Source organism: Streptomyces sp. W1SF4 (genome assembly GCF_003950035.1).
Lineage (GTDB): Bacteria > Actinomycetota > Actinomycetes > Streptomycetales > Streptomycetaceae > Streptomyces > Streptomyces racemochromogenes.
Genome location: NZ_CP034350.1, coordinates 1468204 through 1483440, shown reverse-complemented (window position 1 = coordinate 1483440; position 15237 = coordinate 1468204). Strand labels below are relative to the sequence as shown.

The following is a 15237-nucleotide window of genomic DNA, read 5'->3' as shown; positions in this document are numbered from 1 at the left end:
CGTCGCGCTGTCAGTGGCCTCGCATAGGCTTCCTGTGTGGAACCAGATCTCTTCACCGCCGCAGCCGAGGACCGCCGGGAAAAGGACCCCGCGAGCTCCCCGCTCGCCGTCCGCATGCGCCCGCGCAACCTGGACGAGGTCGTCGGCCAGCAGCACCTGCTGAAGCCGGGCTCGCCGCTGCGACGGCTGGTGGGGGAGGGCGCCGGCGGACCGGCCGGAGCCTCCTCGGTGATCCTCTGGGGACCGCCCGGCATCGGCAAGACCACCCTCGCGTACGTCGTCAGCCAGGCCACCCGGAAGCGGTTCGTCGAGCTCTCCGCGATCACCGCGGGCGTCAAGGAGGTCCGGGCCGTCATCGAGGGCGCCAAGCGCGCCGCCGGCGGCTACGGCAAGGAGACCGTCCTCTTCCTCGACGAGATCCACCGCTTCAGCAAGGCGCAGCAGGACTCGCTGCTGCCCGCCGTGGAGAACCGCTGGGTCACCCTGATCGCGGCGACCACCGAGAACCCGTACTTCTCGATCATCTCCCCGCTGCTGTCGCGCTCGCTGCTCCTCACCCTGGAGCCGCTGACCGACGAGGACCTGCGCGCCCTGCTGCGGCGCGCCCTCACGGAGGAACGGGGCCTGGGCGGGGCGGTGACCCTGCCCGCCGACGCCGAGGCGCACCTGCTGCGCATCGCCGGCGGTGACGCCCGGCGCGCGCTGACCGCGCTGGAGGCGGGGGCCGGCTCGGCCATCGCCAAGGGCGAGGAGGAGATCACCCTCCAGACGCTGGAGGAGGCCGTCGACCGGGCGGCGGTCCGCTACGACAAGGACGGCGACCAGCACTACGACGTGGCCAGCGCCCTGATCAAGTCGATCCGGGGCTCGGACGTGGACGCCGCGCTGCACTACCTGGCCCGGATGATCGACGCGGGCGAGGACCCCCGGTTCATCGCGCGGCGCCTGATGATCTCCGCGAGCGAGGACATCGGCCTGGCGGACCCGACGGCCCTGCCGCTGGCCGTGGCGGCCGCCCAGGCGGTGGCGATGATCGGCTTCCCGGAGGCCGCGCTGACCCTGTCGCACGCGACCATCGCACTGGCGCTGGCCCCGAAGTCGAACACCGCCACGACCGCGATCGGCGCGGCGCTGGCCGACGTCCGCGCGGGGCTCGCGGGCGCGGTGCCGGCGCACCTGAGGGACGGGCACTACAAGGGGGCGGCGAAGCTGGGGCACGCGGTGGGGTACGTCTACCCGCACGACGTGCCGGGCGCGATCGCCGCGCAGCAGTACGCGCCGGACGAGATCCACGGCAAGCGGTACTACGAGCCGACGCGGTACGGGGCGGAGGCGCGGTACGCGGACGTGGTGGACAAGGTCCGCGAGAGGCTGCGCGGCGGCGCCTGACCCTGCCCTCAGTGAGCGGCGGCGGCGAACAGGGCACGCATGGCACGGCGCAGCCCGCAGACGTCCGCCACCGGCTCCGGGAAGTCGAAGCGTGCGTCGAAGGAGGGGGCGGGGGAGGGCCGGCCCGGGCCCGCGGTGAAGCGCACGCGCAGTCCCAGGCGGTCCAGGGCCAGCGGGACGGCGGTCAGGCCGGCCGCCTCCCGGGAGCCGAGCAGCCCGCACAGGTCGGCGACGCGGTCGGCGTGGGCGGAGGCGAGGTGCTGGAGCAGCTCCGTCTCGTGGGCGGCGAGCGGGTCGGGCTCGGCCCCCGCCAGCTCGTCGGGGTCGACCTGCTCGGCGCCCCAGAGGTCGTCCAGCGCGACCTCGCCGACCTCCAGGCGCAGCATCATCCAGGCGGGGCGCCCGGTGTACGGCGGGTCCTGCGACTCGGTCAGGGCCAGCAGCTCGCCGACCGGCTGCCGCTCCGCGAGCAGCGCCGCGCACCCCGCGCGGTCGTCGCCGCGGACCGGGGTCAGCCACCCGGTGAGGCGGGCGCGGCCTCGGATACGATGGGGCACGGACACCGGCGCCACATCCGTGATCTCGATCACGGCGGTGAGGTCGTCGTCCTGGGCGTGAGCGGCTGCCCTGGCAGCCGCGGATTCCCCTGATACCAGGAGGATCACGTCCCCGTCCGGGGTGACGGTCCGCGCGGCCGGCACCCCTGTCCACCACTCGGCCTGGTCATGAGCACCCGGCAGCGTGAGGGATACTGAGGCGTTGGACTCTACGAGGGTTCGTACGCGTTCGGCTCCGGTGAGCTGCCGAACGCCTTCCCTGGGACGCGGCTGACCTTGCTTATCGTCGGCGCAAGCGGATTCTGTTACGTCTGAATCCGAACTGCGCTGCGCACTGGGCAGGGGGATCCCATGTGGTCGAGACATTACGTCCTCCTCGATAAGGTAAGCCTCACCTAACTTACATGGAGGTAGGTTCCCCGTGAACCAGAAGCGACCCAAGGTCAAGAAGTCTCGCGCTCTCGGCATCGCCCTGACGCCGAAGGCCGTCAAGTACTTCGAGGCCCGCCCCTACCCGCCGGGCGAGCACGGCCGTGGCCGCAAGCAGAACTCGGACTACAAGGTCCGTCTGCTCGAGAAGCAGCGTCTGCGCGCCCAGTACGACATCTCCGAGCGCCAGATGGCCCGCGCGTACGACCGCGCGAAGAAGGCCGAGGGCAAGACGGGCGAGGCGCTGGTCGTCGAGCTCGAGCGTCGTCTGGACGCCCTGGTCCTGCGTGCCGGCATCGCCCGCACCATCTACCAGGCCCGCCAGATGGTCGTCCACGGCCACATCGAGGTCAACGGTGGCAAGGTCGACAAGCCGTCGTTCCGCGTGCGTCCCGACGACGTCATCACGGTCCGCGAGCGCAGCCGCGAGAAGCACCCCTTCCAGGTCGCCCGCGAGGGTGGCTACGCCGGTGAGGGTGAGACCCCGCGTTACCTGCAGGTCAACCTGAAGGCCCTGGCCTTCCGCCTCGACCGCGACCCGAACCGCAAGGAGATCCCGGTCATCTGCGACGAGCAGCTCGTCGTCGAGTACTACGCCCGCTGATCCAGCGGCCGTAGCCCTCACAGGCTGGCATCGGCCCGCCGTCCCCTCCGGGGGGCGGCGGGCCTTCGCGTTGCCGGGCGCGGACCGGGCACCCACCGCACCGGACCCGGAATTCCGGTACTGCGGCGGATCTCCGGCGCGATAGGGTCGGGGGGAGACTTTTCTCCGCAGTAGATCCGTAGAGAAACCGTAGGCAAGCAGATCAGGGAGCGGTGCAACGTGTCCGGTGGAGAGGTGGCCGGCATCCTCGTGGCCGTTTTCTGGGCCATCCTGGTGTCCTTCCTCGCCGTGGTGCTGGTACGGCTCGCGCAGGTGCTCCGCGCGACCACCAAGCTCGTGGCCGACGTCACCGAGCAGGCCGTCCCGCTGCTGGCGGACGCCTCCACGACCGTCCGCTCCGCGCGCACCCAGCTCGACCGGGTCGACGCCATCGCGAGCGACGTCCAGGAGGTCACCTCCAACGCCTCCGCGCTGTCCTCCACCGTGGCCTCCACCTTCGGCGGACCCCTGGTCAAGGTCGCGGCCTTCGGCTACGGCGTGCGCAAGGCGCTGGGCCGCACCGAGGACGCCCCGCAGAAGACCACCCGGCGAACCGTGATCGTCGGCCGTACGGTGCCGCCGGCCCGGCGCCGGAAGCAGAAGGGCTGAGACCGCCGATGTTCCGCCGAGCCTTCTGGTTCACCGCAGGCGCCGCCGCCGGCGTGTGGGCCACCACCAAGGTCAACCGCCAGCTGAAGAAGCTGACCCCGGAGAGCCTCGCCGCCCAGGCCGCCGACAAGGCCGTGGAAGCGGGGCACCGCCTCAAGGATTTCGCCCTCGACGTCAAGGCGGGAATGACGCAGCGCGAGGACGAGCTGAACGACGCACTGGGGTTGCACCAGGACCCCGACCGGCCCGACAACGTCACCGCCCTCCCCGGGCCGCGGCGGCTGCGGGCCATCGAGCACCACCAGAACACCCACCGTTCGAACCTTTCGTACAACCGGAATGAGGACCACTGATGGAGTCGGCTGAAATCCGCCGCCGCTGGCTGAGCTTCTTCGAGGAGCGCGGTCACACCGTTGTCCCTTCGGCGTCGCTCATCGCGGACGACCCGACTCTGCTGCTGGTCAACGCGGGCATGGTCCCGTTCAAGCCGTACTTCCTCGGCGAGACCAAGCCGCCGGCCCCCCGGGCCACCAGCGTGCAGAAGTGCGTCCGTACGCCGGACATCGAAGAGGTCGGCAAGACCACCCGCCACGGCACGTTCTTCCAGATGTGCGGCAACTTCTCCTTCGGCGACTACTTCAAGGAAGGCGCCATCAAGTACGCCTGGGAGCTGCTCACCAGCTCCGTGGCGGACGGCGGCTACGGCCTGGAGCCGGAGAAGCTCTGGATCACCGTCTACCTCGACGACGACGAGGCCGAGACGATCTGGCGTGACGTCATCGGCGTCCCCGCCGAGCGCATCCAGCGCCTGGGCAAGAAGGACAACTTCTGGTCCATGGGCGTCCCGGGCCCCTGCGGCCCGTGCTCGGAGATCAACTACGACCGCGGCCCCGAGTTCGGCGTCGAGGGCGGCCCCGCCGTCAACGACGAGCGCTACGTGGAGATCTGGAACCTGGTCTTCATGCAGTACGAGCGCGGCGCCGGCGACGGGAAGGAAGACTTCCCGATCCTCGGCGACCTGCCGTCGAAGAACATCGACACCGGTCTCGGCCTCGAACGCCTCGCGATGATCCTGCAGGGCGTGCAGAACATGTACGAGACCGACACCCTGCGCGTGGTCATGGACAAGGCCACCGAGCTGACCGGCGTGCGGTACGGCGCCGCCCAGAACACCGACGTCTCGATGCGCGTGGTCGCCGACCACATCCGCACCTCGGTCATGCTCATCGGTGACGGCGTCACCCCCGGCAACGAGGGCCGCGGCTACGTGCTGCGCCGCATCATGCGCCGCGCCATCCGCAACATGCGCCTCATGGGCGCCACCGGCCCGGTCGTCCAGGACCTGGTGGACGTCGTGATCAACACGATGGGGCAGCAGTACCCGGAGCTGGTCACCGACCGCAAGCGCATCGAGACCGTCGCCCTCGCCGAAGAGGCCGCCTTCCTGAAGGCCATCAAGGGCGGCACCAACATCCTCGACACCGCCGTGACCGAGACCAAGGCCACCGGCGGCACGGTCCTCTCCGGCGACAAGGCGTTCCTGCTCCACGACACCTGGGGCTTCCCGATCGACCTCACCCTGGAGATGGCCGCCGAGCAGGGCCTGACCGTGGACGAGCCCGGCTTCCGCCGCCTGATGCAGGAGCAGCGCGACCGCGCCAAGGCCGACGCCAAGGCCAAGAAGACCGGCCACGCCGACATGTCGGCCTACCGGGAGATCGCCGACGGCTCCGGCGCCACCGAGTTCACCGGCTACGCGACCACCCAGGGCGAGTCCACCATCGTCGGCCTCCTGGTCAACGGCGTCTCCGCGCCCGCCGCCTCCGAGGGCGACGACGTCGAGGTCGTCCTCGACCGCACCCCCTTCTACGCCGAGGGCGGCGGCCAGCTCGCCGACCAGGGCCGGATCAAGCTCGACTCGGGCGCCGTCATCGTCGTCCGCGACGTGCAGCAGCCCGTCCCGGGCGTCTCCGTGCACAAGGGTTCCGTGCAGGTCGGCGAGGTGACGGTGGGCGCCTCCGCGTACGCCGCCATCGACGTCAACCGCCGCCGGGCCATCGCCCGCGCCCACTCGGCCACGCACCTGACCCACCAGGCGCTGCGCGACGCCCTCGGCCCGACGGCCGCCCAGGCCGGTTCCGAGAACAGCCCCGGCCGCTTCCGCTTCGACTTCGGCTCGCCGAACGCCGTCCCCGGTTCGGTCCTCACCGACGTCGAGCAGAAGATCAACGACGTGCTCTCCCGCGAGCTCGACGTCACCGCCGAGATCATGAGCATCGACGAGGCGAAGAAGCAGGGCGCCATCGCCGAGTTCGGCGAGAAGTACGGCGAGCGGGTCCGCGTCGTCACCATCGGCGACTTCTCCAAGGAGCTGTGCGGCGGCACGCACGTCGGCAACACCGCCCAGCTGGGTCTGGTGAAGCTGCTCGGCGAGTCCTCCATCGGCTCCGGCGTGCGCCGCGTCGAGGCCCTGGTGGGCGTCGACGCGTACAACTTCCTCGCCAAGGAGCACACGGTCGTCGCCCAGCTCCAGGAGCTGGTCAAGGGCCGTCCGGAGGAGCTGCCGGAGAAGATCTCCACCATGCTCGGCAAGCTGAAGGACGCCGAGAAGGAGATCGAGAAGTTCCGCGCGGAGAAGGTCCTCCAGGCCGCCGCCGGTCTCGCCTCGAACGCCCAGGACATCCGCGGCGTCGCCCTCGTCGTCGGCCAGGTGCCGGACGGCACGGGCGCCGACGACCTGCGCAAGCTGGTCCTCGACGTCCGCGGCCGCATCCAGGGCGACCGCCCGGCCGTCGTCGCGCTGTTCACCGTGGCGAACGACCGCCCGCTGACCGTCATCGCCACCAACGAGGCGGCCCGCGAGCGCGGCCTCAAGGCCGGTGACCTGGTCCGCACCGCCGCCAAGACCCTCGGCGGCGGCGGTGGCGGCAAGCCGGACGTGGCCCAGGGCGGCGGCCAGAACCCGGGCGCCGTGCCCGAGGCCATCGCCGCCGTCGAGCGCCTCGTGGCAGAGACGGCCTGACGATGACCCTGCGCCGAGGCCGCCGACTGGCCATCGACGTCGGAGACGCCCGGATCGGGGTCGCGTCCTGCGACCCCGACGGGGTGCTCGCCACGCCGGTGGAGACCGTCCCGGGCCGGGACATCCCCTTCGCCCACCGGCGGCTGCGGCAGCTCGTCGAGGAGTACGAGCCCCTCGAAGTGGTGGTCGGCCTCCCCCGCTCGCTCAGCGGGCGGGAGGGGCCGGCCGCGGCCAAGGTGCGCGCATTCGCGAACGAACTGGCCAAGGGCATCAAGCCGGTGACGGTCAGGCTGGTGGACGAGCGGATGACCACGGTCACCGCCGCCCAGGGCCTGCGGGCCTCCGGCCGGAACGCCAAGAAGGGCAGGTCGGTCATCGACCAGGCGGCCGCTGTGGTTATCCTCCAGAACGCTCTTGAGACCGAACGGGTATCAGGTAATCCGCCCGGTGAGTGCGTCGAAGTGGTTGTCTGATCGCGATACGGTAACGTTCCGCGCGATGAGACGGCATTCGAACAGCCGTCGCTCACCACCAAAGAGGCGGAACCGGGTGCCGCGGCCGACAGAAGCCGCGGCCTTCGTCTCGCGGCTCTAGGGGACCCATGACTGACTATGGCCGGGGCCACGGCTCCGAACCGTGGAACCCCCAGGACCCCCTCTACGGGGACCAGGGGTGGACCGCGCACCAGACGCAGCAGGCGCAGGTGCCCTACGGCGGGGACGTTCAGCAGCAGTACCCGCAGGAGCCGCAGTACCAGCAGCAGTTCACGGGCCAGTATCCGCAGCAGTACGACGAGCAGGCCGCCTACGCGCAGCAGCTCCAGTACCAGCAGATGGCCGAGCAGCAGATGGCCCAGCAGATGGCCGCCCAGCAGATGGCCCCGCAGCCCGTGTACGACGGCGGGAGCAACGGCCAGGGCTGGGACACCGGCCAGGGCCAGTACGCGGCCGCGGCCGTACAGGTCGACCCGTACGCCGGCGCCGACCCGTACGCGCAGCAGACCGCCGGGGCCTACCCCGGCGAGGCCCCCGACCTGTACACCACGGCCGAGGCCTACCCGCCGCCGCAGCCGCCCGGCCTGCGCCACCTGGAACCGGAACCGGTCGAGGAGCCGCTCGACGAGCAGGAGCCCGAGGAGGCGCTCCTGCCCGCCGGCGGCGGCTCCGACGACGGCGACGAGCCGCGCGGGCGCCGGGCCGGCGGCCGCGCCAAGGGCGGCAAGGGCGGCAAACAGAAGAAACGCGGCGGCACCGCGTGCCTGGTCGCCGCCGTCGTGATCATCGGTGTGGTCGGCGGTGGCGGCTACTACGGCTACAACTACCTCCACGACCGCTTCGCCCCGGCCGAGGACTTCGCCGGCGAGGGCACCGAGGAGATCGTCGAGGTCGAGATCCCCAAGGACGCCGGCCTCGGCGCCATGGGCCGCATCCTCAAGCAGGCCGGCGTCGTCGCCAGTGCGCAGGCGTTCGTCGACGCGGCCAAGGCCAAGCCCGGCGGCCAGTCGATCCAGCCCGGCGTCTACCCGCTGAAGAAGAAGATGTCGGCGGCCGCCGCCGTCGCGGTGATGATCGACCCCACCAAGCTGAACGTCATCACCATCGGCGAGGGCTGGCGCAACACCAAGATCTACGAGGCGATCGACAAGAAGCTCGGCAAGCCGGAGGGCACCACCAAGGACATCGCCCTGCGCGAGTCCAAGAACCTCGGCCTGCCGGCCTGGGCCGGCAACAACCCCAAGATCATCGACCCGCTGGAAGGCTTCCTGCTCCCCGCGCGCTACGACCTGAAGAAGGAGAGCACGCCCGAGTCGCTGCTCCGCCAGATGGTCAAGAACGCGGCGGACAAGTACGCGGAGATGGGCGTCGAGGCCAAGGCCAAGGAGCTGAACCTGGAGAACCCGCTCCAGGTGATCACCGTCGCCAGCCTCGTCAACGCCGAGGGCAAGAACCACGACGACTTCCGCAAGATGTCCGAGGTGGTCTACAACCGCCTCAAGAAGACCAACGACGTCACGAACCAGAAGATCGAGTTCGACTCGACGTACAACTACGTCAAGAACCAGAGCGAGATCAACTTCAACCTCAAGGAAGCCCAGAAGTTCGACAACCCCTACAACACGCACTTCGTGAAGGGGCTGCCGCCCGGCCCGATCGGGAACCCGGGCACGGACGCCGTGAGCGCTACGCTCAACCCCGACCACGGCGGCTGGATGTTCTTCGTGTCGGTCGACGGCAACAAGACGACCTTCACCAAGACCTACGACGAGCACCTGAAGCTCGTCGCGGAGTTCCAGGAGCGCCAGGCGCAGAAGAAGAACGGCGGGTAGGCAGGACATGTCACGGATACGGGCCGCGGTGCTGGGTTCGCCCATCGAGCACTCCCTCTCACCGGTGCTGCACCGCGCCGCGTACCGGGAGCTCGGCCTCGACGACTGGTCCTACGACCGGTTCGAGATCGACGAGGCCGCCCTGCCCGGGTTCGTGGCGGACCTCGGCCCCGAGTGGGCCGGGCTGTCGCTGACCATGCCGCTCAAGCGGGCGGTCATCCCGCTGCTCGACGGGATCAGCGACACCGCCGCCTCGGTGGAGGCCGTCAACACGGTGGTGTTCACCGATGACGGCCGCCGCCTCGGCGACAACACCGACGTCCCGGGCCTGATCGCCGCCCTGCACGAGCGCGGCGTCGAGAAGGTGCCCGCCGCCGCCGTCCTCGGGGCGGGGGCCACCGCCTCCTCGGCGCTCGCCGCCCTCGCCCGGATCTGCACCGGCGAGGTGACCGCGTACGTCCGCTCGGCCGCCCGCGCCGACGAGATGCGCCGGTGGGGCGAGCGGCTCGGCGTCGACGTCCGTACGGCCGACTGGTCGGACGCGGCCCGCGCGCTGGAGGCGCCGCTGGTCATCGCCACCACACCGGCCGGAGCCACCGACGAGCTCGCCGCCGCCGTCCCCGACGCGCCCGGCACCCTCTTCGACGTCCTCTACGACCCCTGGCCCACCGCCCTGGCCGCCGCCTGGTCCGGGCGCGGCGGCACCCTCCTCGGCGGCCTGGACCTGCTCGTCCACCAGGCCGTGCTCCAGGTCGAGCAGATGACCGGCCGCACCCCCGGCCCCCTGGCCGCCATGCGCGCCGCCGGCGAGGCGGCCCTGCGCGCCCGCCACTGAGGCCCCGTACGTAGGGAGCCGATAGCCGCACCGGGCACCATGGCACACGTCCGGCCTTCCGGGCCGTCCGTCAGCTGGACCGAGATCCGCGGGACGGTCCGGACGTGGGAGGATTCGGGTACGGCCGTCCGGTCCGCGCATCCGGACGGGTCGTCGCAGTGCCAGGCGCGAGCATGAGGAGCATCGTTGAGCAGGTTGCGTTGGCTGACCGCAGGAGAGTCGCACGGACCGGCACTGGTCGCGACGCTGGAGGGCCTTCCCGCCGGCGTCCCGGTCACCACCGAGCTGGTGGCCGACCACCTGGCGAGGCGCCGGCTCGGCTATGGCCGCGGTGCCCGCATGAAGTTCGAGCAGGACGAGATCACCTTCCTCGGCGGCGTCCGCCACGGTCTGTCCCAGGGCTCCCCGGTCGCGATCATGGTCGGCAACACCGAGTGGCCCAAGTGGGAGACGGTCATGTCGGCCGACCCGGTGGACCCCTCGCTGCTCAAGGAAACCGGCCGCAACGCGCCGCTGACCCGCCCCCGCCCCGGCCACGCCGACCTCGCGGGCATGCAGAAGTACGGCTTCGACGAGGCCCGGCCGATCCTGGAGCGCGCCAGCGCCCGTGAGACCGCCGCCCGCGTCGCCCTCGGCGCCGTCGCCCGCTCCTTCATCAAGGAGGTCGCGGGCATCGAGATCGTCTCGCACGTGGTGGAGCTGGCCTCGGCCCGGGCCCCCTACGGCGTCTACCCGACCCCCGCCGACGTCGAGAAGCTCGACGCCGACCCGGTCCGCTGCCTCGACGCCGACGCGTCGAAGGCGATGGTCGCGGAGATCGACCAGGCCCACAAGGACGGCGACACCCTCGGCGGCGTCGTCGAGGTCCTCGCGTACGGCGTGCCCGTCGGTCTCGGCTCCCACGTCCACTGGGACCGCCGCCTCGACGCCCGCCTCGCCGCGGCGCTCATGGGCATCCAGGCCATCAAGGGCGTCGAGGTCGGCGACGGCTTCGAGCTGGCCCGCGTGCCCGGCTCCCAGGCCCACGACGAGATCGTCTCCACCCCCGAGGGCATCAGGCGCACCTCCGGCCGCTCCGGCGGTACCGAGGGCGGCCTGACCACCGGCGAGCTGCTGCGCGTCCGCGCCGCGATGAAGCCCATCGCGACCGTGCCGCGCGCCCTGGCCACCGTCGACGTGGCCACCGGCGAGGCCGCCGTGGCCCACCACCAGCGCTCCGACGTCTGCGCCGTGCCCGCCGCGGGCATCGTCGCCGAGGCCATGGTCGCGCTGGTCCTCGCCGACGCCGTGGTCGAGAAGTTCGGCGGCGACTCGGTCGCCGAGACCCGCCGCAACGTGCGGTCCTACCTCGACAACCTGCAGATCCGGTGACGGGCGGCCCCCTGGTCGTACTCGTCGGACCCATGGGTTCCGGCAAGTCCACGGTGGGCGGCGTGCTCGCCCGCCGGCTCGGGGTCCCCTACCGGGACACCGACGCGGACATCGTCGCGGCCCAGGGCCGCGAGATCTCCGACATCTTCGTCGACGAGGGCGAGCCGTACTTCCGTGAGCTGGAGCGGGCGGCCGTCGCGGCCGCCGTCGCCGAGCACACCGGAGTCCTCGCCCTCGGCGGCGGCGCCGTCCTCGACGAGGGCACCCGTGCCCTGCTGGCCGGGCTTCCCGTCGCCTACCTGTCGATGGACGTCGAGGAGGCCGTGCGCCGCGTCGGGCTCGGCGCCGCCCGGCCGCTGCTCGCCGTCAACCCGCGCCGCCAGTGGCGCGAGCTGATGGACGCCCGGCGCCACCTGTACACCGAAGTCGCGCGCGTCGTCGTGGCCACCGACGACCGCACCCCCGAAGAGGTCGCCCAGGCGGTCCTCGACGCTCTGGAGTTGAAGGACGTATGACAGACCAGGTGACGCGGATCAACGTCGGCGCCAGCGCCGGACACGACGCGTACGACGTGCTGGTCGGCCGGCAGCTGCTCGGCGAGCTGGGCGGCCTGATCGGCCCCAAGGCCCAGCGGGTCGCCGTGATCCACCCCGAGGCGCTGGCCGAGACCGGCGAGGCGCTGCGCGCGGACCTGGCGGAGCAGGGCTACGAGGCGGTCGCCATCCATGTGCCGAACGCCGAGGAGGCCAAGACCGTCGAGGTGGCCGCGTACTGCTGGAAGGCGCTCGGCCAGTCCAACTTCACCCGCACCGACGTCATCGTCGGCGTGGGCGGCGGCGCCACCACCGACCTGGCCGGCTTCGTCGCGGCCAGCTGGCTGCGCGGGGTGCGCTGGATCGCCGTCCCGACCACCGTGCTGGCCATGGTGGACGCGGCCGTCGGCGGCAAGACCGGCATCAACACCGCCGAGGGCAAGAACCTCGTCGGCGCCTTCCACCCGCCGGCCGGGGTGCTCTGCGACCTGGCCGCGCTGGAGTCGCTGCCGGTCAACGACTACGTCAGCGGCCTCGCCGAGATCATCAAGGCCGGCTTCATCGCCGACCCGGTGATCCTCGACCTGATCGAGGAGGACCCGGCGGCGGCCCGCACGCCCGCCGGCCCGCACACCGCCGAGCTGATCGTCCGCTCCATCCAGGTCAAGGCCGACGTGGTCTCCAGCGACCTCAAGGAGTCGGGCCTGCGGGAGATCCTCAACTACGGCCACACCCTCGCGCACGCCATCGAGAAGAACGAGCGCTACAAGTGGCGGCACGGCGCGGCGGTCTCCGTCGGCATGGTCTTCGCGGCCGAGCTCGGCCGGCTGGCCGGGCGGCTCGACGACGCCACCGCCGACCGGCACAAGGCGGTGCTGGCCTCGGTGGGCCTCCCGCTGACCTACCGCGGCGACCAGTGGACCAAGCTGCTCCAGACCATGCAGGTCGACAAGAAGTCCCGCGGCAACCTGCTGCGCTTCATCGTCCTGGACGGCCTGGCCAAGCCCACCGTGCTGGAGGGCCCGGACCCGGCGCACCTGGTCGCCGCCTACGGCGAGGTCTCCGCGTGAGCCGCCGGGTGCTGGTCCTGAACGGCCCGAACCTGGGCCGGCTCGGGTCCCGCGAGCCCGACGTGTACGGGGCCACCTCGTACGCGGGCCTCGTGGAGAGCTGCCGCACCCTGGGCGCCGAGCTCGGCTTCGACGTGGAGGTCCGCGAGACCAACGACGAGGGCGAGCTCGTGCGCTGGCTGCACGAGGCGGCCGACGGCAGGATCCCGGTCGTCATCAACCCGGGCGCCTTCACGCACTACTCGTACGCGATGCGGGACGCGGCCGCGCAGCGCACCGCGCCGCTGATCGAGGTGCACATCTCCAACCCGTACGCCCGGGAGGAGTTCCGGCACACCTCGGTCATCGCGGCCGTGGCGACCGGCACCGTCGCGGGCTTCGGGCTGGGCTCCTACCGCCTGGCGCTGCGTGCGCTGGCGGAAGAGGTCACGGCCTGAGATAACGTTCTCGCATCAGTCGCCTGAACGAGACGGAGTGGCGCGGATGCAGCACGGAGTGGGGGGCTGGGGGCCGCCGGGACAGCACCCGGCGGTTCCCCCGCAGCCGCCGATACCCCCTGCGCAGGGCTGGCCGGTGACACCGGTCCCCGACGCGACGGGGCACATCCCGCTGCCTCCCGCCGCGGCCCCCGCGTCCGGCCCTGCCGCGCCCGGCACCGGCGCGACGGTGCTCGCCGTCCTGCTGATCGGCCCAGCGGGAGCGGGCAAGACGACCGTGGCCCGGCACTGGGCGCGCACCCGCCCGGTGCCGACGGCGCACATCAGCCTGGACGACGTCCGCGAATGGGTCTGTTCGGGCTTCGCGGACCCGCAGGCCGGCTGGAACGAGCACTCCGAGGCCCAGTACCGCCTGGCCCGCCGCACCTGCGGCTTCGCCGCCCGCAACTTCCTGGCGAACGGGATCTCCTGCATCCTCGACGACGCCGTCTTCCCGGACCGGCCCGTGGTGGGCCTCGGCGGCTGGAAGCGGCACGTGGGGCCGGCCCTGCTGCCGGTGGTGCTGCTGCCCGGCCTGGACGTGGTCCTCGACCGCAACGCGGCCCGCTCCGGCAACCGCCGGCTCTCCGACGAGGAGGTCGCCCGCATCCACGGCAGGATGGCGGGCTGGTACGGATCCGGGCTGCCGATCATCGACAACACCCACCTCGACGTCGAGGGCACCGCGCGGGCCCTGGACGAGGCCCTCGCCCGGGCGCTGGCGAGCCCGCCCCGCTGGTAGGGCTCGCGCGGCTGTGGACGGGCGTGGTCCCGGCCCCGTCCGGACGCGCTCGCCGGGCCGGATGCGCGGGGCGCTCGTAGGCTCGAATACATGTCAGACGTGTACGAGGCCCGCAGGGGCCTGCTCCGCGAGCGCTGCGCCGCCGCGGGCAACTCGGCAGCCCTGGTCACGCGTCCGGCGAACGTCCGCTACCTCGCCGGGGCGTCCCCGCTGGGCGCCGTCCTGCTGGTCGGACCCGCCGACGACGTGCTGTTCTGCCCCGGGGCGCCCACCGGCGAGGCGGAGGAGGGGCGGCTCGACGAGGGGCTGCGGGTCTCCGTGCTGCCCGCACCCGGCGCCGACCCGGCCGTGGCCGCAGCCGACCTGGCCGCGGCGAACCGGGCCGACTCCCTCGCCGTCGAGGAGCACCACCTCACCGTCGGCCGGCACCGGGCCGTGCACTCGGTCGCGCCCCGGCTGCGGCTGGCCGACCTCGGCACGGCGGTGGAACAGCAACGGGTGGTCAAGGACGAGGAGGAGATCGCCTGTCTGCGGATCGCCGCCGAGATCGCCGACCAGGCCCTCGGCGAGCTGCTGGAGTCGATCCTCGTCGGCCGTACCGAACGCCACCTGGCCCTGGAGCTGGAGCGCCGGCTCGTGGACCACGGCGCGGACGGTCCGGCGTTCCCGACCTCCGTGGGCACCGGCCCGCACTCGGGCCGCTCCCGCCACCGGCCCTCCGACCGGCGGGTGGAGGAGGGGGACTTCCTCTCCGTCTGCCTCGGCGCCAACTACCGGGGCTACCGCTGCGAGATCGGCCGCACCTTCGTGATCGGGACCACGCCGGCCGACTGGCAGATCGAGCTGTACGACCTGGTCTTCGCCGCCCAGCGGGCCGGCCGGCAGGCCCTGGTGCCCGGTGCCGCGTACCGGGAAGTGGACCACGCGGCACGTTCCGTACTGGACTCCGCAGGGCACGGTGAAGCCCTCGCGGGGTGGATGGGACACGGGGTGGGCCTCGAAATCGACGAGGACCCGCAGCTTGCACCCACGGCAATGGGTAAACTGGACGCTTGCGTGCCGGTCACCGTCGAGCCGGGGGTTCACCTCCCGGGCCGGGGAGGTGTCCGGATCGATGACACGCTCGTCGTGCGCCCCGAGGCGGACGGCGGTCCCGAGCTACTCACCATTACGACCAAGGAACTGCTCGCGCTCTAGTCCGCACCGCCGGACCGTGCGCGCACCCCTGGTCTTCC

At 72.1% G+C, this 15237-nt stretch carries 15 protein-coding genes; 14 read left to right on the top strand and 1 reads right to left on the bottom strand.

Annotation, left to right across the window (positions count from 1 at the left end; genetic code table 11):
* Window positions 1-36 precede the first annotated feature (36 nt).
* Entirely contained in the window at window positions 37-1389 is a 1353-nt protein-coding gene (locus D1J60_RS06995) for a replication-associated recombination protein A (RefSeq protein ID WP_125594193.1), read from the top strand.
* An 8-nt stretch (window positions 1390-1397) separates the two neighbouring features.
* Here D1J60_RS06995 and D1J60_RS06990 read toward each other — a convergent pair whose 3' ends face one another.
* Entirely contained in the window at window positions 1398-2312 is a 915-nt protein-coding gene (locus D1J60_RS06990; RefSeq protein ID WP_125820525.1) for a DUF2470 domain-containing protein, read from the bottom strand.
* Between the two features lie 55 nt (window positions 2313-2367).
* Between D1J60_RS06990 and rpsD the strand changes: the two genes are divergently transcribed.
* The 13 genes from rpsD (at window position 2368) to D1J60_RS06920 (ending at window position 15199) form a co-directional block, all read left to right on the top strand.
* Window positions 2368-2979, top strand: coding sequence for a 30S ribosomal protein S4 (rpsD, locus tag D1J60_RS06985; RefSeq protein WP_007263048.1), 612 nt, complete (start codon window positions 2368-2370; stop codon window positions 2977-2979).
* A gap of 219 nt (window positions 2980-3198) precedes the next feature.
* Window positions 3199-3627 carry a DUF948 domain-containing protein gene (locus tag D1J60_RS06980; protein WP_007263046.1) on the top strand — a complete coding sequence of 143 codons (429 nt, stop codon included), beginning with the start codon at window positions 3199-3201 and terminating at the stop codon, window positions 3625-3627.
* An 8-nt stretch (window positions 3628-3635) separates the two neighbouring features.
* On the top strand, window positions 3636-3980 hold the full coding sequence (locus D1J60_RS06975; RefSeq protein WP_125594195.1) for a DUF6167 family protein: 345 nt from the start codon (window positions 3636-3638) through the stop codon (window positions 3978-3980).
* Window positions 3980-6649: an alanine--tRNA ligase gene (gene alaS / locus D1J60_RS06970; protein WP_125820524.1), complete on the top strand. Its 2670-nt coding sequence runs from the start codon at window positions 3980-3982 to the stop codon at window positions 6647-6649. Before D1J60_RS06975 ends, alaS begins: the two co-directional genes overlap by 1 nt.
* Before the next feature lie 2 nt (window positions 6650-6651).
* A complete protein-coding gene (gene ruvX / locus D1J60_RS06965) occupies window positions 6652-7122 on the top strand; it encodes a Holliday junction resolvase RuvX (protein ID WP_030028999.1) in 471 nt (156 codons plus the stop codon).
* A 128-nt stretch (window positions 7123-7250) separates the two neighbouring features.
* The gene (gene mltG / locus D1J60_RS06955) at window positions 7251-8975 is read left to right on the top strand and encodes an endolytic transglycosylase MltG (protein WP_125820523.1); all 1725 of its coding nucleotides are present in this window, start codon (window positions 7251-7253) and stop codon (window positions 8973-8975) included.
* A 7-nt stretch (window positions 8976-8982) separates the two neighbouring features.
* Complete coding sequence (locus tag D1J60_RS06950) at window positions 8983-9810, top strand: shikimate dehydrogenase (RefSeq protein ID WP_125820522.1); 828 nt, start codon at window positions 8983-8985, stop codon at window positions 9808-9810.
* A 186-nt stretch (window positions 9811-9996) separates the two neighbouring features.
* Window positions 9997-11181: a chorismate synthase gene (gene aroC, locus D1J60_RS06945; RefSeq protein WP_125820521.1), complete on the top strand. Its 1185-nt coding sequence runs from the start codon at window positions 9997-9999 to the stop codon at window positions 11179-11181.
* Window positions 11178-11696 (top strand): shikimate kinase, encoded by a 519-nt coding sequence (locus D1J60_RS06940; protein ID WP_125594200.1) that lies wholly within the window; start codon window positions 11178-11180, stop codon window positions 11694-11696. Before aroC ends, D1J60_RS06940 begins: the two co-directional genes overlap by 4 nt.
* Window positions 11693-12784: a 3-dehydroquinate synthase gene (gene aroB / locus D1J60_RS06935; RefSeq protein WP_125820520.1), complete on the top strand. Its 1092-nt coding sequence runs from the start codon at window positions 11693-11695 to the stop codon at window positions 12782-12784. The genes D1J60_RS06940 and aroB overlap by 4 nt, the downstream gene beginning before the upstream one ends.
* Entirely contained in the window at window positions 12781-13221 is a 441-nt protein-coding gene (gene aroQ, locus D1J60_RS06930; protein ID WP_125594202.1) for a type II 3-dehydroquinate dehydratase, read from the top strand. The genes aroB and aroQ overlap by 4 nt, the downstream gene beginning before the upstream one ends.
* Window positions 13222-13267: 46 nt before the next feature.
* Window positions 13268-14002, top strand: a complete 735-nt coding sequence (locus D1J60_RS06925; protein WP_241253171.1) for an AAA family ATPase — start codon at window positions 13268-13270, stop codon at window positions 14000-14002.
* Between the two features lie 90 nt (window positions 14003-14092).
* A complete protein-coding gene (locus D1J60_RS06920; protein ID WP_125820518.1) occupies window positions 14093-15199 on the top strand; it encodes an aminopeptidase P family protein in 1107 nt (368 codons plus the stop codon).
* Window positions 15200-15237 lie beyond the last annotated feature (38 nt).